At 63.0% G+C, this 18,524-nt stretch carries 15 protein-coding genes; 1 reads left to right on the top strand and 14 read right to left on the bottom strand.

Annotated features, from left to right (window positions below; translation table 11 throughout):
• Positions 1–46: 46 nt before the first annotated feature.
• Genes ACODSP_RS04800 through ACODSP_RS04835 form a run of 8 tightly spaced genes read right to left on the bottom strand, consistent with a single transcriptional unit; the run spans position 47 to position 8,624 of the window.
• Positions 47–754 carry a class II aldolase/adducin family protein gene (locus ACODSP_RS04800; protein WP_488964491.1) on the bottom strand — a complete coding sequence of 236 codons (708 nt, stop codon included), beginning with the start codon at positions 752–754 and terminating at the stop codon, positions 47–49.
• Positions 751–1,002: a hypothetical protein gene (locus tag ACODSP_RS04805; protein ID WP_054170073.1), complete on the bottom strand. Its 252-nt coding sequence runs from the start codon at positions 1,000–1,002 to the stop codon at positions 751–753. The genes ACODSP_RS04800 and ACODSP_RS04805 overlap by 4 nt, the downstream gene beginning before the upstream one ends.
• A complete protein-coding gene (locus tag ACODSP_RS04810; protein WP_488964492.1) occupies positions 999–1,820 on the bottom strand; it encodes a DODA-type extradiol aromatic ring-opening family dioxygenase in 822 nt (273 codons plus the stop codon). Before ACODSP_RS04810 ends, ACODSP_RS04805 begins: the two co-directional genes overlap by 4 nt.
• Before the next feature lie 5 nt (positions 1,821–1,825).
• Entirely contained in the window at positions 1,826–2,695 is an 870-nt protein-coding gene (locus tag ACODSP_RS04815; protein WP_488964493.1) for an alpha/beta fold hydrolase, read from the bottom strand.
• A complete protein-coding gene (locus tag ACODSP_RS04820; protein WP_488964494.1) occupies positions 2,692–3,537 on the bottom strand; it encodes an alpha/beta fold hydrolase in 846 nt (281 codons plus the stop codon). Before ACODSP_RS04820 ends, ACODSP_RS04815 begins: the two co-directional genes overlap by 4 nt.
• Positions 3,538–3,542: 5 nt before the next feature.
• The gene (locus ACODSP_RS04825; RefSeq protein ID WP_488964495.1) at positions 3,543–4,304 is read right to left on the bottom strand and encodes a dienelactone hydrolase family protein; all 762 of its coding nucleotides are present in this window, start codon (positions 4,302–4,304) and stop codon (positions 3,543–3,545) included.
• A gap of 11 nt (positions 4,305–4,315) precedes the next feature.
• A complete protein-coding gene (locus ACODSP_RS04830; protein WP_488964496.1) occupies positions 4,316–6,508 on the bottom strand; it encodes a hydantoinase B/oxoprolinase family protein in 2,193 nt (730 codons plus the stop codon).
• A gap of 25 nt (positions 6,509–6,533) precedes the next feature.
• A complete protein-coding gene (locus ACODSP_RS04835; protein ID WP_488964497.1) occupies positions 6,534–8,624 on the bottom strand; it encodes a hydantoinase/oxoprolinase family protein in 2,091 nt (696 codons plus the stop codon).
• Between the two features lie 377 nt (positions 8,625–9,001).
• Here ACODSP_RS04835 and ACODSP_RS04840 point away from each other — a divergent pair, with 377 nt between their 5' ends.
• The gene (locus ACODSP_RS04840; protein ID WP_488964498.1) at positions 9,002–9,817 is read left to right on the top strand and encodes an IclR family transcriptional regulator domain-containing protein; all 816 of its coding nucleotides are present in this window, start codon (positions 9,002–9,004) and stop codon (positions 9,815–9,817) included.
• Between the two features lie 50 nt (positions 9,818–9,867).
• On the opposite strand, the gene ACODSP_RS04845 is transcribed toward ACODSP_RS04840, so the two are convergent.
• From ACODSP_RS04845 to ACODSP_RS04870, 6 genes are all read right to left on the bottom strand, one after another.
• The gene (locus ACODSP_RS04845; protein ID WP_488964499.1) at positions 9,868–10,272 is read right to left on the bottom strand and encodes a hypothetical protein; all 405 of its coding nucleotides are present in this window, start codon (positions 10,270–10,272) and stop codon (positions 9,868–9,870) included.
• Positions 10,273–10,689: 417 nt separating this feature from the next.
• Positions 10,690–13,578 carry a TonB-dependent receptor domain-containing protein gene (locus tag ACODSP_RS04850; RefSeq protein ID WP_488964500.1) on the bottom strand — a complete coding sequence of 963 codons (2,889 nt, stop codon included), beginning with the start codon at positions 13,576–13,578 and terminating at the stop codon, positions 10,690–10,692.
• A gap of 270 nt (positions 13,579–13,848) precedes the next feature.
• Positions 13,849–14,676, bottom strand: coding sequence for an aminoglycoside 3-N-acetyltransferase (aac(3), locus tag ACODSP_RS04855; protein ID WP_488964501.1), 828 nt, complete (start codon positions 14,674–14,676; stop codon positions 13,849–13,851).
• A gap of 147 nt (positions 14,677–14,823) precedes the next feature.
• Positions 14,824–16,731: a tetratricopeptide repeat protein gene (locus tag ACODSP_RS04860; protein ID WP_488964502.1), complete on the bottom strand. Its 1,908-nt coding sequence runs from the start codon at positions 16,729–16,731 to the stop codon at positions 14,824–14,826.
• On the bottom strand, positions 16,715–16,993 hold the full coding sequence (locus ACODSP_RS04865) for a hypothetical protein (protein WP_488964503.1): 279 nt from the start codon (positions 16,991–16,993) through the stop codon (positions 16,715–16,717). The genes ACODSP_RS04860 and ACODSP_RS04865 overlap by 17 nt, the downstream gene beginning before the upstream one ends.
• Before the next feature lie 50 nt (positions 16,994–17,043).
• On the bottom strand, positions 17,044–18,504 hold the full coding sequence (locus ACODSP_RS04870) for a tetratricopeptide repeat protein (RefSeq protein WP_488964504.1): 1,461 nt from the start codon (positions 18,502–18,504) through the stop codon (positions 17,044–17,046).
• Positions 18,505–18,524 lie beyond the last annotated feature (20 nt).

An 18,524-nucleotide genomic window follows, 5' to 3' on the forward strand; every position in this document is an offset into this window, starting at 1 on the left:
CTTCCTCCCTGTGACTTGCCTTATGGCATTGTTTCGCGGTGAAAGCTCAGGTGTGCGTATCCACCTTCCGCTTGAAATGTTCCCAGGCGCGCCGGGCCGGCCCTTCAGCCAGGATGGCGTCGAAACTGAGCGCGACCTCGCCGTCGCTGAGATAACGGACAGGCCCAAGCTGGCGGGCCTTCAGGTCCAAACCGGCATTGACCTGGAGATAGACAGCCATGATCACGGCGGCGCGCAGGCCGTCGCCCACCACCACGCCGCCATGGCCGCGCATCAGCACCGCCCTGCCGGCACCCAGCCGTTCCGCCAGATCGCGCCCCTGCACCATGTTGGTGACCAGCAGCGACGTCTCCCCAAACCGGTCAGCGATATCCCAGACAGGCACCCTGCCCAACGGGCCGGCAACATGCAGAAGCGGTCGCACTTCCGTGCCTGTCACGCCGAAGGGGATCAGATCATGGGCGTGGGAATGGACCACGGCGGCAATGTCCGGGCGCGCTTCATAGATCGCGGCATGGATGAAGCGTTCCAGATAGGGCGCGCGAGCATCCCCGTCCGCCGCCTGCCCATCGGGGCCGAAACACATAATGTCCTCTGGCACCACCTGATCAGGGCTGACCGAACGGGACAGCAGAAAGTGACCCGGCCGGTCGGGATGGCGCAGGCTGACATGGCCGAACGCATCCACCACCCCCTCATGGGCAAGGATACGGTTGGCCAAGGCCAGATCGCGGCAGGCGGCATCGACACTCATGTCAGCCCCCGCCGGCGATATTCACCCACATAGCGCACACCAACCGTACCCGCGAAATTGCGGATCAGCAGCGGGTGCAGGCCCCATTCATAGAGGGTGGCGACATCGCGCGCCGCCAGCACTGCCACCTCAGCCTCGCTGAGGTCGAAGGCGGCAAAGGCCTTTTCGGGCGCTTCGGCAAAGGCGGCCTGCAGGTCAGGTTCCTTGTCGAAGCGGAACAGGAATTTCTCAAGATCGCGGCGGCTCATGACAGGATCTCCGTCACGGCGATACCGGTATTCCACATGGCCACCGGCTCATACGCGATCTCGCGCGCGCCCTTGGCGTTCACCGCACCGGCTGCGGCCAGCCAGTTGCGGATTTCCGCCGCCCCGTTGCCGGCATTGTCGATCACCCAGTCACTGTCCATCGCCGCGATCTCGTCCAACCGGCCAGACGTGAACAGGTCCAGGAACTGGCGGTCGAAGCCGGTATTGATGGTCCCGGTCTGCGGCGTGCCGACCCAGTGGGAAAGGCCGCCGGTGCCGACGATGGCCACCCTTTCGGTCACGCCCTGGGCCCGCACCACCTCGCCCAGCGCACGGCCAAAAGCCAGGGCGCGGGCATGGCTGGGCAAGGGGGCGACGGTGCAGTTGATATAGACGGGCAGGACCGGCACGTCCCAATCCCGCAGCAGAAGCTGCAAGGGACAGGAAAAGGCATGGTCAAGCTTCACATCGCGTGCACCAGCGGCGTCGAAACCCGCAGCAACCAAGCCTTCCTGCACCGCAGCCCCGAAGGGGGCGATACCTTTATAGTCGCGCTTAGGCACCCCGAACTCTCCCCAGCCTTCGAACCGGTCGCCGGTGCCGATGCTGAAGATGGGCAGGAATTCATAGCCGTAGGTCAGGAAATGGTCGGTGGCGATGGTGATCAGCACGTCCGGGCGGGCCGCCTTCAGCGATGACGCCAGGGTACGGAACCCGTCGAACACCCGTTCGGCGCGGGCCTCGTCGGCCCCGCCATCGGGAAGGCGCATCATGGCGCCGGTATGGGCCGTCGCGGCCGCCCAGACGAAGCTGCCCATGTCGTTCACCCCTTCAGGAAGTCGATGACCAGACGGTTGACAGCGTCAGCCTGTTCGAACTGCGGCCAGTGCCCAGCGCTCTCCACCAGGGAGAAGTCGGCATTGGGCATGATCTCGGAGACCTTCTTGGCCACCGTCCAGGGGGTGGTGGGGTTATGGTCGCTCCAGATGATCTTGGTCCGGATGTCCAGCTTGGCCAGTTGAGCCTCGTCCAGGAGATACTTGCGGTTCTCCTCGCCCGGCTGTTCTTCCACCATCTTGGGCATGGCCGCGCGGCTGTCGGGCAGCATGAAGAAATGGAAGCGGGTATCGACCAATTCCTCGGTCGCCACCGACTTGTCCCACATCAGCCATTGCAGCCGTTCCTTTACCTTCTCACGGGTCGGCGCCTCGCTGGCCTTCTTGGTAACGTTCTTCACTTGCTGGTGGATGCGCGCACTTTCCGCCTGGCTTTCCGCATCGCTGAGCAGGAAGCCGGCCCCGGTGATGGAGATCAGGGAGGCAACGCGGTCGGGATAGGCCTGGGCGAAGTTGAACGCCGTCCAGCCGCCCAGCGACTGTCCCACCAGATGCGCCTTCTGGGCCCCGATGGCATCCATGAAGCGCTTCAGATGCTCCACGAACAAGGGCGCGTGATAGGTGACGTCCAGCGGCTTGGCGCTCAAACCATGACCGATGGCGTCCATGGAAATGGCACGGAAGCCGGCCTGCGACAGCGGAACCACATTGCGGATGAAGCCCTCGGCATGGCCGGACAGGCCATGCATCATGATCACCGGTGTGCCCTCGCCTGCCTCGATCACGCGGGTGCGCCAGCCGCCGGCATCGTAATATTTGACTTGTGCCCCAAGGGCATCGGTCCAGAAGGACATCATTCTCTCCCGTTTTTCAGAAAGTCGCCGATCAGGGTGTTGGTCCTGTCAGCCTGTTCGTATTGCGGCCATTGCCGGGCACCGGCGACCGTGACCAGCCGCGCATCGGGGCAAGCCGCCACCGCCTGGGCCACGATCCCGGCAGCCGTATTTCCCCCCTCCCCGCGGATGAACAGGGTCCGCATGGACAGGCCGGAAAGCCGTTCCGGCGTCAGCAGGAAGGGGCCATTGTCGGCTTGGCGCACCTTCAGATGCACGGCACGGGCGGCGTCCGGCTGGTACAGTGCCAGGCGGGTAGCCAGGATTTCCGGATCCACGCTGTCCGGATCGGCCAGCAGACCCGACAGCCGCTTGCGCACGGCCTCCAGGGTCGGCTTCTCGAACGCCTCCCCACCCGCCTTGTAGGCCTGGGCGATCTTGGGATCGGCCAGACGCTCGGCCTCGGCCTGCAATCCCGCCGGTTCGATCAGCACCAGCCGGTCGAACCGCTCGGGCTGGGTCAGGGCCAGCCAGGCCGCCGCCCAGCCACCCAGGCTCTGCCCCACGACATGGGCACGGGTCAGGCCCAGCGCATCCATGGCATCGGCCACATGCGATGCCAGCCGGTCGATCGTGTAGTCACCATCGAAGGGGGCCGTCAGCCCATGTCCGGCCAGATCGACGGCATAGACCGTAAAATCCGCCGACAGCGGGCCGATGTTGCGGGCGAAGGTTTCCAGGTGCCCGCCGCGACCATGCAGCAGCAGCAGCGGCGCACCCTGGCCCAGCCGGACATAGCGGGTGCGAAGGCCACCGGCCATGACGAACCCGACCTCCCCGCCCAGCATTTGCGTCCACAGGCTCATGGCGCCTATCCCAGATGCTGGTGGAAGAAGGCGACGAAGCGCTGGAAGGTCAGTGCCGCCGCTTCAGGCGAATAGCGTTCCAGGGTGCTGTCCATGTAGGCATGGCGCGCGCCCTCATAGAGGTGGAAATCCACCGGCTGGGGGCTCTGCGCCAACAGGGCCGCGCGCAGCGCCTCGGTCTGCTCCAGGGGTATCGCCTCGTCATTCGTGCCGAAATGCAGCTGCAACGGGCACTGGATGTTCGACGCCAGGGTCAGGCGGGAGCGTTCCTTGCCGTCCGGGGAATAGGCTGCCGGCAGGATGGGCAGGGCGTAGAGGATGACGGCACAGGCGAGATTGTTGGGACGCGCCGCCCAGGCCAGCGAGGTGCCACCACCCAGGCAATAACCCAGGGTGCCGATGCGGGCTGGGTCGACGTTGGAAAGACCAGCCAGGAAGTCGAACCCCGCCTGCATGTCGGGAACCGCCGTCTCATCCTTGGCGGCCAGGAACGCCTTGCTGCGGCGTTCCTCCGGCGTGGTGTAATCCTGGGGCGGGCGACCGCCGATCCGGCTGTAGGGATCGACGGACAGGACCACGAAGCCCTCGGCAGCAAGACGGCGTGTCTCAACCTGACGATGCTCGGTAACGCCCAGATTTTCCGGGGCCGTAACGATGGCCCCCCTCGGGCCTGCGCCCTCCGGCTCTGCCAGATAGCCCCGGATCATGTCGTCGCCATTGGGGAAAGTCACCCAACGGGCGGTGACGGGATAGGTCGGATGGCTCATAACCCCTCCCCTCAGGCTGCGATTTCGATGTCGAACAGACTGTCCTCACCACGCCGCTTGACCTCCACATCCAGCAGCGTGCCGCAGCCGGGGCAGGCATGGCGCACCACCTCCAGGTCGTCATGCACACGCACGCGGGGGCCCAGATCCTCTGCCGTTGCAGGGGCATGGGCGGCATAGTCCTTCCAGTTCTCATCAGCCGGTGCGATGACATGGCCGCAATTGCAGACAAAGTAGCTGCGGCCATCGGTGAGTTTCAGGATACGGGCGACATCGCCGACGATGGCCACGGCTTCGGCATTGCCATGAACGTGCGGTGCCTGTTGCAACCGGCGGGTCACGGGCCAGGACAGGCGCTCCTGACGGATGGTGTCGCGCCGGGCCGCCGTTGCCGCCTCGTCAACAGTACCCGATGCGGTGACGACAACCCCGAAGATGCGTTCCGCCGAAGCGGCGGAGAAGGCGCCACCCGTCACATCGCGGGCCACCAGTTCCGGCTCGCGCCCGATCGGATCGCCCCAGCCGCCACCGGCGGTCGGGTTGCACTCATACACATCGTCATGGGCGAATTCGAATTCCGGCGGCTTGGCGGTGAAGGTTGTTTCCTCCCCCACCAGACCGTTCATGCTGTCGGGGAACACCCCGCCTTCCATTAGTTCGCGGATGTTGGAATTGCGCAGCAGACGGCGGTGGTTGCAGCCGCTGGGATAGCCACCGAACAGCCCGCGAGAGGTCGGCGATTGATAGCCGTGGCAAGCGACCAGGGATTCCACCTCGTGCACATCATGCAGGACAAACGCCGCACCCGCCGCCTGTCCGCCGGCATTGCGGCCAGCACCGGAACTGTCGGTAATGATGCGCCGGTACATGTAGAGTACGGGCAGCTTCAGCTCCGTCGCCTCCACGTTCGGTGCGCGACCGGCGGTGATGTTGCGCTGGCCCGACACGGTGATGCCGTCGCGGTGGGCATAGGCGCCGCCACCCGACAGCATCACTTCCAGGATCGGGGCCGTCGCCGGCTCGCCATACTGGTTCTTGCCATGGATATGGAACAGGTCGGGGCCGCTGGCCGGGGCCGCCTGCGCCTCGCGTACATAGTCCGGATGGCTGGCCAGCAGCTTGGACATCGCCTCCGTCGTCGTCACCTCCACCAGCCACATAGCGCCCAAGGGGCCTTGTGAGCAGGGGGCGGGGAACTTGCAGGAGACGACGGAGCCTTCACGCGACAGCACCTCCAGCGGGCGCAGCAACCCGTCATTCCAGGGCAGGTCGAAGGCGATCAGCGGCAGGATGCCTGCATAGATACCCGCCAGCAGGCCGGTGCGGGTGGCATTGACGAAGCCCGGCGCCTGATCATCGGAACCGGTATAGTCAAAGGTGATACTGTCGCCCTGTTTACGCAGTTCGACATGGATCTTGTAGATCTTGTTCTCGAACCCGTCATGATCCAGGAAGGCCTGGGCCCGGAACACGCCGTCGGGCAGTTCGTGCAGGCGCTTGCGCATCTTGGCTTCCGACAGGTCCATCATCCCGTCCATGACGGTCAGAACCGTATCGACCCCATACTTGGCCACCGTATCCAGCACGCCCTTCACGCCGGTGTTGCAGGCGGCCATCAGTCCCTTCAGGTCCAGGCTGATATTGATGGGCAGGCGCGACATGCCGGTGATGAAGTTCAGGACATCAGCGCGCAGCTCACCCCGGTCCACCAGCTTCACCGGCGGGATCAGGATGCCTTCCTGGCGGATATCCTTGGCCATGGAGGCAAAGCTGCCCGGCACCATGCCGCCGACATCCAGCTGATGGGCGCAAGCGCCGGTCCAGCCGATACGCTTGTCGCCGACGAAGATCGGCGCCAGGATGCCGATATCGGGGCAATGCAGCGCGCCCTTGTGCGGATGGTTGACGATGAACATGTCGCCGGGGTTGATGCCGGGGTTCTCCGCGCAATCCTCGATCACATGCTTGACCATCAAGGACAGGGAGGCGGCGTGGAAGGTCACCGTGCGACCCATCGTCACCACCTCGCCAAAGGCGCGGTAGAGGCCGGTATTGAAGTCCGTCGCCTCGTTCACCAGGGTGGAGCCGGAAACGGCGGCCAGGGTCGCGGCCTGCTCGTCGGTGATGGACAGGAGCCGGTGGCGGATCACCTCGAAGGTGATCGGGTCGACATCCTGGGTTTCGTAATTGAAAACAACGTCCATGGGTTTGGTCCCCGGTATCTGAATATCAAGCCTGCGAAGTACGGATGATGATGTTACCGTAGGGCTCCATCTCCGCTGTCTGGGCGGGGCCGACGACGATGGTGGTGTCCGGCCGCTCAATGATGCAGGGGCCGGCGATGGGCTGGCCGGGGCCGATATCCTCGCTGCGGTAGATCGATGCTGCCAGGAAGCCCTTGCCGTAGAAATAGACCTCGCGGGCATCGATGGGCTTGTTGGAACGCCCGCTGCCATCCACCTTGCGCGGCTCCGGCTTGATCACCGGCGAGGTGCCTTCCACCCGGACGACGGAGAACTCGACGCCGGAAATGCGCAGGGCGGTGTTCTTGCCATAGACCCGCTCATACTGTTCCTCGAACCGGTCGACCAGGGCGTCGATGCCGGCGGCATCCAGCCTGCCATCGGGCACGGGCACGCTGATCTCGTGCACCTGCTGGCGGAAGCGCATGCCGATGAAGCGCTTGATGGTCACGCCATCGCCCAGGGCTTCGACACAGCGGGCGGCCAGACCGTTCAGGCTGTCATTGATCCGGGATATGTCCACATGCTCGGACGCACGGCGGAACCGGGCCGGGGCATGCTGGCCGATGGCGAGCGAGAAGGACCGGTGCCGGTCGCCGGTGACGGTGCCATAGGCGGAATGGGCCGGGCCGGTATTGGGGATGATGATGGTGGCGATGCCGGCGGCTTCGGCGAACTGGTGGGCATGGGTGGCCCCTGCCCCGCCATAGGCCATCAGCACGAAATCGCGGGGGTCATAGCCGGCGCGCAGGGTAACGCGGCGCAGCAGGTCGGCCATCTGATTGTTTGCGACCTCGCGAATGCCGGACGCAGCCTCCGCAACCTCCATGCCCAGGGGGCCAGCCACATGATCACGCACCGCTTTATGCGCCGCATCGATATCCAGGCGCATCTTGCCGCCCAGGAAATATTTCGCATCGATGATGCCCAGCACGACGTCGGCATCGGTGATGGTCGGCTCAACACCACCCCGGCCATAGCAGGCGGGACCGGGCGTTGAACCCGCGCTCTCCGGACCCACCGTCATGTGACCGTCGCGAACCCGGGCGATGGAACCGCCACCGGCCCCGATGGCCGTGACCTTGATCGACGGCAGGGCGACGTGGAAACGTCCCTCCTCACGCACCGTTTCCAACAGCGGCTGACCATTGACGATAAGGCCGACATCGAAGCTGGTGCCGCCCATGTCGGCGGTCAGGACGTTGGGATAGTTCAACAGTTCGCCCAGCTTCTGCGACGCCAGCACGCCGCCGGCAGGACCCGAGGTCAGCAGGTTCGCCGCCTGAAAGGCCGCTTCCGATGCCGGCAGCACGCCGCCGCCGGACTCCATGATGGAAATGGGGCCTTCGAAGCCATGTCCCCGGATCGCCTTCTCCAAGCCATTGATATAGCGATGAATGACGGGGCCCAGATAGGCATTGATGGCGGTCGTGGATGCCCGCTCATACTCGCCGATGATGGGCACCAGCGAGGATGAGGTGGTGACGAAGACGTCGGGCGCTTCCTCCGCCACCAGTGCCGCCAGCCTTTGTTCATGCGCCATATTGCGGAAGGACCAGAGCAGGCTGATGGCAATGGATTCCACGCCCTGCGCCACCAGCCGGCGGATGCTGGCGCGGGCCGCATCTTCATCCAGCGGGACGATGATCTCGCCCTTGTAGTCCACGCGCTCCACGATCCCTTCGGTCAGGGCGCGGGGGACGATGGGATCGGGCAGGCGGCGGACGGAGAAATGCGAGATTTCATGCGCCGCCATGCCGACCCAGCCACCCATCGCACGCTGGATGCGCAGCGTGTCCTCGAACCCGCGGGTTGTCAGCAGGCCGGTCTTCGCTCCCTTGCGCTCGATGAAGGCATTGGTGGCGGCCGTGGTGCCGTGGGAGAAATATTGCAGCCGGGCGACCAGTTCCGCCGGCGCGATCCCCAGCGCTTCCGCTGCCAGATTCATGGCGTTCAACACGCCCTTGGTCCGATCCTCCGGCGTCGTCAACGCCTTGAAGATGCGGATGTCGCCATCGTCCGACAACAGGACCAGGTCCGTGAACGTGCCGCCGATATCCGTACCGATGTAGGACAAAGAAACCCCCTATTCGCTTTCCGGCCAAGCCTCGGTCGCGGGCTGAACCCGCCGGGCGGCCATGGATGGGCATGCCGCGACGGGGGACCGCCGCTGGCACGCGATAACGAGAACCAGAAATCCGTGTGGAGATGGCTGGGAACCTGATGTCCCTAAACCCGCTCCTCCCCTGTCGCCTTGCTTGTTGAGTTGACTTTATTTTGTCCGCTATGCGGACGTTTGTCCGATATGCGAATGATTGATCACGCCAGACCTGTTGTCAAACGAAAAGTTCAGCTAAGACTGGATCGGCAGCAGCGGTTATTGACGCCACCGACGGCGTCCGACACTTTCGGGCCCGGCGGCGTTGGCAGCCGTACGACAAGGAGAAGACAGGGATGGCACGTCGCCAAGCTGGGTCCACGCCGGGGAACACCCCGGAGGAACTGCACGAGACCTATGAGGATGATCCGAATTTCGTTGTGTCGCTGGCCCGTGGGCTGAACGTGCTGCTGGCCTTCGCCGGCTCACGCAAGCATCTCAGCATTTCAGACATCAGCCGTATTACCGGTCTTTCACGCGGATCCGTCGCGCGGCTGGTGAACACGCTGGAGAAGCTGGGCTATGTGCGCTCAGAGGGGCGGTCGTTCCAACTGCTGCCCAAGACACTGGCCCTTGGCCAGGCCTACCTGTCGTCCAACTCGCTGGCCACGATGGCGCAGGAGACGCTGGATCGGATCGGCAATCAGGTAAATGAGAGCTGTTCCATCGCCGTCCTGGACGAAGGATATGTCACCTTCGTCGCGCGCTCTGCCAGCCGGCGCATGGTTTCTGCGTCCCTGTCGGTTGGAAGCCGGATTCCGGCCTACTGCACCTCGCTGGGGCGCTGCATCCTTGCGCATCTGTCGGCAGACGAACTGGAGCGCCATCTGGCGGGCGCCGATCTGGTTGCCCATACCAGCCGCACGGTCACCGACCGTGCGGCATTGGACGATGTGCTGGAGCAGGTGCGCACCACCGGCTATTCGATCTCCGACAGCGAGTTCGAAGAAGGCCTGACCTCCATCGCCGTGCCTATCTTTGGACCCGGCAACAAGGTGGAGGCCGCCCTGGGTGTAGCGGCCATCCGCTATCCGCACGAAGCCTTGGTCGGAACAATCCTGCCGGTTCTGCGTGGCACGGCCCGCGATCTCGGGGCCTTCCTGCGCTTCTGACCAAGGGTCGCGGCGCCTGCGTCTGAATGGACGCGGGGCAAGGGACGCCGTCAGCCTGCTGAACGGTCGGCGACTTTGGGTGGCCTGTCATTGCCGTTCCACCAGAGGCTGGCCCCTGCCTGTTGCCAGACGCTGTCCAGCAGCAGTTGTGCTGTCTGGGTAAGGTGCAGGCACCTTACCCTGGCATCATGCGCCCAAGTACTTTGCTCAATGAGATACAGCCCGGCCTTCCCGTCCAGGCCGGCTCCCAAACGGCATATGATGCGTGACACCGTGGATGGCGTGTCACGCATTATCCAGCGAAGCTCGCTCAGGCTGATACCATCATTCTCGGCGACATAGAGCAGGGCCAGCGCTTCCTTAAGGGAGATATCCCGATCCAGATCCCGAAGCCTCTCCAACAGTTCGAGCGGCAGACTGCGGCGGGCACCCTTATCATTGCGACTAGCTGGCATATCGCTTCACCCTGCCTGTCGACACACGCGGCGGAGAACCTGAAATCTCGTTCAGGCGTTCGGCCCGGGGGCGGCGCTCACGGATGCTGAACTCCACCTCATCAAATCGCGTCGCCAACGAGTCCCGAACCTCGCGCAGGAACACCTCATGGCTCCCTGCCTCTACGAAGTCGGCTACGTCGAACGTGACCTCGAACGTCGCACGCATCCTCATCTTGAAAACTCTCCGATCATGGGACGGGTTCAGCAACCCGTTATCAGGATCATTTTTAACTGCGGGATCATCGCGCGGTCGCGCACAGGGCGACGATTGTCAGCACGAAAAGACTGGTTTGTTGGAACACCGCAGCAACTAAAAAAGGGGTGCCGCGATGATGCGGCACCCCTGATGACAGTTCGGACAGAGGCAAATCGCTTTTAGAACTTCACACTGGCACCGACGAAGAAGCGGCGACCGATCACGTCAAAGGTGGACGGGTCGGTGTTGCTGTCGACGCTGTCGGTGTAGAGCCGGGGCTTCTTGTCGAACAGGTTGTTCACACCACCACGGATCGACAGTTCCTCGGTAACCTGCCAACTGGCGGAGGCATCGAAGTACCAGGTGGCCGGCACGCCCCCGTCGGTGGAGGTTGGGTCGACAACCACATTCTCGTTGCGCATGGCACCGATATAGCGCGCCCGCATCTGAGCCATCGCCGGACCATAGACATAGGTCCCGGTAACGGCCGCCTTCCATTCCGGCAGGGCATCACCGGGATCATCGCCGATGGAACCGATATATTCCAGGAACGGCTGGCCCTTCAGTTCCTGGATACGATAGCTGTCAACCCAGGTGACGATGGTGTTCAGGCTGACATCGCCCAAACCGTTCGGCAACTCGGTTCCCCAATCGAGCTGCGTGTCGATGCCGCTGGTTTTGATGGAACCGAGATTCTCGGCAATCTGCAGAAGCCCAACAATGTCGCCAACACCCGAGCGACCGAACCGGCGGCAGCTGGCATTGTTGGCATCATAGGTCGGGTTTGTTCCGTCGGCATTGAAGCAGGCGCCCAGTATCGTATCCGGGGACAGGCTATCGATCGCCCCCTTGATGCTGATATTATAATAATCCACCGACATGGTGAACCGTTCGAACAAGCTATTGTCGAACGGCGATGTGATGACGGCGCCGATGGTGTAGGTGTCTGCCTTTTCTTCATGCAGGTTCGGATTGCCACCGGCCAGCGCATCAATCTGGGCATTGAACTGGGTATAGCTGTCAATGACCGCAGCGGGAATACCTTGCTGGATACAAAGCTGGCGGACCTGCGCCGCGTTGGGCCCCCGGCGCAGCGTGCTGTTGACACTGCAAGGATCATCGACCTCGGGATTGTCCTCATCCTGCGGGGAGAACAGTTCAAATATGTTCGGTGCCCGTACCGCACGCTGATAACTGCCGCGCAGGCGCAGTTGATCGATCATCTGCCAGTCCATCTCACCCTTGTAGGAAGGGAAGGTCCCAGCCGAACTGTGATCGGAATAGCGGAAGCCACCAGTGAAGTTGACCGACTGCGCCAATGGCAAATCCTTCACCAAGGGGATCAGCAGTTCAGCGTAAACGTCGGTATTGTCGATCGCACCGTGCAGCGGGTTCTGGGCGCTGAAGCCCGCCACGTCACCGGAGGAGAGCAGGCTGTCCGGCTCGAAGTCGAAGCGGTTCGAATAATAGAGCGCACCAATGGCAAAGCCGACATTGCCGGCAGGCAGTTCGAAGAGATCGCCGGAGAGGCTGCCTTCCACGACCTCCTGCTCATAGGTTTCCAGGTTCTTGGCCGTACGACCGACATATTGCTGGCATTCGACCGACAGGTCGTTGCTGCCGAACATATTGAAGCCACCCTGGCACAAGGAAGCACCACCGTCCGGCGCATCCAGCAGTCGTTCAACTGCGGAAACTGAGACATTGCCGCGCTGAATTTCGGTCATGCTGGTCTTGCCGCTGGCCCCGTACACGTCCCAGCGCCAGCCATTGGGAAGCCTGCCCTTGAAGCCGCCCAGCACCTGATACACATCGAACCGGCTCTCGGCAACACGCGGCCCCAGAACATTGAAGCGTTTGCGGGCCCGGAAATCCTCCGAAGCGCCAACACCGACAAGCGTCGGATCATCACCCGTGCGCGAGGCAAGGATCTGCCGAAGATCCGCCGGAATGAAGGGATTGCTGACAGGCACAGAGAAGAAGACACCCGCCCCGGCATCCACCGAGTTTGTACCGGTCGGCGCAGGGCTGGAGGCCAGCGACGATGTCGCGCTGTAATTGGCATACAGAAACTGTCCATATGCCTCCACCCATTCATTGACCTCGTAATTGGCAAAACCTGACGCGCTCGTCCTTTCCAGCGGCAGGATAAGCTTGTTCTGAGGCTCGAAATTGTAGCTGAAGAAGTTCGGATAGAATGCCTGCGCGATGTCGCTGTCGGGACCCTTATAGTTCTGAACATCATAGGCCGCAGATGAACTGCCAACCGCAAACAGCGAACGATCCGGGTTGAACGACAGGGTGCCATTGCGGGCAACCTTCCCCGCCCCCACATTGTAACGCGCAAAGACGCTATCGATTGCTGCCTGGCTGGGCAGATTCAAACCCGAAGCAACATAGCTGCCGCTCGGGTAGTAGCTGGTTGTGCTTCCGGCCTGGTCAGAGAAATCGCGCTCGCCCTTGCCGATCTCATCACGTTCCGCCCATCCGATATTGAGGACGGCATTGCCGCGGCCATTGCCGAAATTGCCGCCCAGAACGGCATAGGCGCTCTTCTCCTTACCGTCGCCCTTCTCGGAAATCGTGTACTGCATATCGGCAAGGGCGCCTTCGAAATCGTCCTTCAGAATGAAGTTGACGACACCGGCCACCGCGTCCGCCCCGTAAACGGCGGACGCACCGCCCGAAATGACCTCGACACGGTCGATAAGGGCGGTCGGAATGATATTGACGTCGACCGCACCGGTATTGTCGCCCGGAATGACGCGGCGACCATTCAGCAGGACCAGATTGCGGTTGGCCCCAAGGCCACGCAGATTGAGATTTGCACGACCGTTATTGTCGGGATTGTTGGAGCCTGAGGACACATCCGGGCTGACCTGCGGCAATGTGTTCAGGAAGTTCTCCGGCGTCAGCGCACCCGTCTGGCGAAACGCCTCCGCATTCACCGTTGTCACAGGACTGGTGGAGACATAGTCCTGCCGGGCGATGCGCGAACCGGTGACAACAATTTCCTCCAGCCGCAGCGGCTCACCGGCAGCCTGTTCCTGCGCACCGGCAGTGGTCACGCAGGCAGCACACACACTTGCCAGCATAAGGTTTCGAAATGCTGCGTTTCGATCACTGAACCCAATCACCGTTGTTCTCCGTATCTGTTCCTGCACCGCTTTTGCATCGGATGCATCGCATTTGAAGCAACACATAGCGGATGAAGTCAAATATAGAGCCACGCCATTCTGAATATTTGACGGATAAGTGCCTCAAAAAACTCATCATAATTGATTGTATTATTTGCAACGATCTCTTAATTTTCAGTGAAATCCAATCCACAAGAAATTCTATACCCCAGAATGACGCCTCTCCAGCCAGTCAATGCCATACCGCACCAGATCCGGCGCGGAAAACAGGTGGCAGTCCGCATTGCCAATCCGACCCGCCCGGTGCCGTTTCGCCGCCACATAGTCGCGGGCGATCCGTTCAACGGCATCGGGCTGACCCGGAACCGCATAACAATCCAGAACGCCATTGGAATCGAAGTCATCGACCGGCACCCAGACCTTGCGGCCACCAACATCGAGAATGGGCATCTCATAGCGGACGCGCCGCTTGCCGGGAATTCGGGCCACTGCTTCGGCATAGTGAAGGACGGTTACGGCATCCAGCGGCGCCCCAAGCAGCAGGACGCGTCCTGCCGCCGCGACGAATCTTTCAAGTGGTGATCCGGGACCATAGGCCTGGCCCAACTCATGTTCCGCCACAAGCATGGGGGCCAATCGGCCAATTGATACCATTGAGGCATCGGGATGGGCGCTGCGATGGGCGCCTGGATGGCTGGCAATGAAGGCATTGAGCGTCCCAAAACCCGGATAGGTTCCGGCACGCTTTGGATCAAAGGCCGGCCAATCCTCCCGCTCCCGCGCTGGCAAGGTCCGACCGTTCAATGTCTCCGCATAGGGCGAACGGTCCCAAGAGACAAAGGTCAGAAGCGTACCGGTCGGACCGATGGCTTCCAGCAACGCCTCAACGACCTGCGCCGGCCCACCTATGACAGGCCCTATAGCCTTCAGCGACGCGTGAACCATGACCAGATCACCCTGGACGATACCGAGGTTGGTCAGGTCGCGGACCAGGGCGGTCCGATCAATCGGCGTAATCTTGCTATCCATCGCCCCCTCCGATGCGCACGTGCGACAGCGCCGTCAGTCAGCGGATCAGATGGATAGAGCATGCGCGAAACATGCTCGCGCACATTCGGTCAAAAATTTTCCGAATTGGCTTGTGTCGGCCCTTGAATCTCGACAGCCCTAAGCGGGCTATACCCAAGCCTGGAACGGCTTGATCCCGCCCGTCTTCATGTCCGGCTCTACAAGAAGATGCGCCCGCGCGTTCAGGCGCGCCGCCAACTGGCTGAAGCCGCTGGCGGCACTGATGCCGACGATGTCAGCCTGGGTAAGAACGTGAAAGTCCTGCAGGAATTCCAACCCAGGCCAGGCAGGACCCGCATCATGCAAAGTCACAGGCCGGAATTCGCGGAAGGCCGCGCGGACGGCGGGAATATCATCGCTGGCCAGATATAGGACCGGTTTGTCCAATGTCGGCCACAGGCCGCGCAACCAGTCGACATAAGTCTGTGTCTCGGTGATGGGATAGCCATACTGAAGGAAATCACCCCGCCTTATATGGATGGCGACCACCGTGCGGCCCACGGCGCGCAGGGCATCGACCGGCGGGTCGATCCAGGGCTTCCATTGCGGGCGCGGTTGCAGCCAGGACCGTATCCGGTCACGGAAAGCTTCTGGATACTCATAGAGGAACAGGGGGGACAGGGCATCACGGTCCAGCACGGGCTCCACCGCCCGCGTGCCCATGACCGATCCGTTCAGAACCCGGCGGGCGAAGGGCCAGGGCGGCAGCGGACCGCTGGGCACCGGATCGTCCAGATCGAAATAGGCACCCCCCACCCAGTCCGGCGTCTCCAGCAGGCAGCCATGCTTTTCCGCGTAGAGCCGCAGCAGCACATATTCCAGGACATTATGGGCAAAGCGCCCGCGGTTGCCCAGGCTGGTCGAGGTCAGGCGCGGTCTGGCCGTATCGCCAGGATTGTGCGGACGATGCCAGCGCCATCCCTGCTGCCGTCGCGTACGCTCCAGCGCCGCCAGGGAGCGGACGGTGAACATCCAGCAATTGTCGGATCGCACGGTCTCCAGCCGGGCGGCGGCCGCATTAGGATCGCCCTCCAGCAAATCCAGGGCCGACAGCGCCGTCCGGCATTCCACCGGATAGATGCGGCCCGCAAAGGGCACCGTTTCCAGCCGCGTGAACAGGGACCGCGCCTGGGCCGCCCGGCCACCACGGATCAGAATGGCATAGAGATATTCCAGAATGGAGGAAACATCCGTACCCTCCAGAGGCAGATATTCGACCAAGGCCGCCTCTGCCGCCGCGTCCTCCCCCTGATCGAACAGGGTGGCCACGACACGCGACCGCGCCGCCGCCAGCCCCAGCTGTGCCGAACGGCGGTAACAGCGCAGGGCACCTGCCAGATCGGCGGACCGGTAATGCAGGTTACCCAGGTTGAACCAGATTTCCGGCGTGCCCGGCGACAGGCTGGCCGCCCGTTCCAGGGCTTGCGCCGCCGCCGCGACCTCCCCCATCTCCAACAGGGCATTGCCCAGGCTCATCCAGGCCGACAGGAAGCCAGGTTCCAGCGCCAATGCCTGACGCTGACAGGCGATGGCTTCTTCGATGCGGTCATCCTGGCGCAGCAGGATACCCAGGTCATGATGGATCTCGGCCTTGTCGGGAAGCAGCCGGGCCGCACGGCGCAGGCAACGGATGGCGTTTTCGCGCCCCGCGCCGCCATGCCCCGCCCCCGATGCGCCCAAGGAATGCCACACCGCCCCATGCGCCGGGTCCAGCACCAGACCGGCCTGCCACTGTGTCCGCGCACCCGCTGCATCGTCCTGCGCCACCAAGGCATTAGCTAGATTGAGCCGCGCCTCCACCATCTGTGGTGCGCGCTTCAGGGCCTGACGGAACAGATCGATGGCCGGGGTCAGACGTCCCGCCTGCCGCTCGGTAATGCCCAGCAGATGCAACAGATCGGGATTGCCAGGATCATCGGCCAGCAGCCGGCGATAAACCGTGGCTGCCCTCTCGGGATGGCCGGCGCGGTGGTCTGCCAACGCGTCAGCCAATGCCTGATCAGATGTTGTTTTCATTCGACAGATCGACCGCGCCATGCCGGAAGGGCACCCAGTCCTTCTGGGCGGGACGATAGTGCAGTCCATAGGGGGACTTCAGGAAGATGCGGTCGCGCTGCGGACTTTCGCGCAGCGTCCGGTCGGCATCGACCAGCGGCGACTGAGAAAAGACCTTGTCCCAGAACTCCACCGGCTCCACCGCTCGTCCCGCCTTCTGCGCATATTCCTGGGCGGCGTCGCTCAGCTGCCAGCTGCTCTCAACCATGTCGTAATAGCCCATGACAAAACTCCCTTTGCCCGACCCACGGGCTGACAGATACCGCACCTTTTTCAGATGCCGCAAGCTTTGGCGGTCAGGCGCCTGGAATAGGCAAGGTCCCGCAACGCCTCTATGGCTTCGGCAAATACCGGCCCCCAATCCTGGTCATCCTTTTGCCGGAACAGGCGCATGGACGGGTACCAGGGCGTACACCCACCACGGTCGCCATAGACCCAGTACGGCATGAACTGTACCAGATTCCAAACCGGCGTGCCCAGAGAGCCGGCCAGATGCGCCGTGGAACTGTCGGTCATGATCAGCAGATCCAGCTGTTCCAGCAGGGCCGCCGTATCGGCAAAATCCTCGATATGCGGACCCAGCGGCGTCACCAGCAGGCGGCTGCCCATCTCGTCCAGCTGATCCTCCGGCGGTCCCTTTTGCAATGAGTAAAGCCGCACGCCAGGTACAGTGCCGAATTGCAGGAAGTTCTTCAGATTGCTGGCCCGGCGGGCATTATCGGCAAAGGTGACGCGGCCCGACCAGATGATGCCGACGCGCAGGATGCCCGGTTCTGCCGGGCCCAGAATCCGTGTCGCCTTGGCCCGCGCGTCGGGCGGAATATGCAGCTTCACCGGCGGCGGCACGCTGTCGAACCGCGTGCCGCACAGATAGGGCAGGCTCATCTGCGAGGTCTGGACATCGAAATCGGGAAAATCATGTCCCGCCGGCACAAACTCATCCACCGGCAAACCGCCCAACACACGGCGAAGCTCCGGATGGCATTCGAACAGGATACGTCCGCCGCGCGCCTTGACCAGGGGCACATAGCGCGCCGCCATCAGCGTGTCGCCGAACCCCTGTTCAGTGGACAGGAAGATACGCTTGCCCTTCAGGTCACTGCCATCCCATGGCGTGCCCGGCGTCGGGCGGGTGCGGTAGGTGGCGATGCCGCGACGATATTCGTAATCCTTGAAGCCCTGTTCATATTCGCCGACCTGCAACAGGGTCAGGGCCCGCTCCCACCGCAACTGCGCCGAATGCGGGTCCGCCGCCAACGCCTTCTCCATCAGCATCAACGCCTCATGGAAGGCGGTAGCCTTGCGCTTGCTGATCACCGCGTTGAACAGCAACTGTCCATTATCACCCATCAGCCGCAGGGCCTTGGCATGGGTATCGTCCGCCTCGGCGTGGCGTCCCAGTTCGGTCAGCAGATTGCCAAGGTTGGACCAGTTGCCGGCATTGTTCGGGTCATGCTCCACCCCGCGGTGATAACAGACCAGCGCCTCTTCCACCCGGCCCATGCGCCGCAGAACGACACCCATCGTGCTCCACGCCGCACCGTCACGCGGATTGGCACGCAGAATATCCTCTGCGGTGCGCAGCAGCTGCTCGTCATTGCCGGCGGGCAACGTCGTCACATTCGCCTTGGGCGGCGCCGGGGGCGGTGGTGCCGCTGGGGCCGATGCTGGCGGTGAAGCCGGGACCGGTGCCGGCTTTGCGGGGGCGGCGGCTTTACGCTTCTTCGCGGTCACGTCGGTCCTGCTTCTTACGG

This window comes from Niveispirillum sp. FG156 (genome assembly GCF_057809555.1).

Coding starts and splice junctions, on each gene's coding strand:
- ACODSP_RS04800 (WP_488964491.1), bottom strand. CDS start 754: ATGAGTGTCGATGCCGCCTGCCGCGATCTGGCCTTGGCCAACCGTATC.
- ACODSP_RS04805 (WP_054170073.1), bottom strand. CDS start 1,002: ATGAGCCGCCGCGATCTTGAGAAATTCCTGTTCCGCTTCGACAAGGAA.
- ACODSP_RS04810 (WP_488964492.1), bottom strand. CDS start 1,820: ATGGGCAGCTTCGTCTGGGCGGCCGCGACGGCCCATACCGGCGCCATG.
- ACODSP_RS04815 (WP_488964493.1), bottom strand. CDS start 2,695: ATGATGTCCTTCTGGACCGATGCCCTTGGGGCACAAGTCAAATATTAC.
- ACODSP_RS04820 (WP_488964494.1), bottom strand. CDS start 3,537: ATGAGCCTGTGGACGCAAATGCTGGGCGGGGAGGTCGGGTTCGTCATG.
- ACODSP_RS04825 (WP_488964495.1), bottom strand. CDS start 4,304: ATGAGCCATCCGACCTATCCCGTCACCGCCCGTTGGGTGACTTTCCCC.
- ACODSP_RS04830 (WP_488964496.1), bottom strand. CDS start 6,508: ATGGACGTTGTTTTCAATTACGAAACCCAGGATGTCGACCCGATCACC.
- ACODSP_RS04840 (WP_488964498.1), top strand. CDS start 9,002: ATGGCACGTCGCCAAGCTGGGTCCACGCCGGGGAACACCCCGGAGGAA.
- ACODSP_RS04845 (WP_488964499.1), bottom strand. CDS start 10,272: ATGCCAGCTAGTCGCAATGATAAGGGTGCCCGCCGCAGTCTGCCGCTC.
- ACODSP_RS04860 (WP_488964502.1), bottom strand. CDS start 16,731: ATGAAAACAACATCTGATCAGGCATTGGCTGACGCGTTGGCAGACCAC.
- ACODSP_RS04865 (WP_488964503.1), bottom strand. CDS start 16,993: ATGGGCTATTACGACATGGTTGAGAGCAGCTGGCAGCTGAGCGACGCC.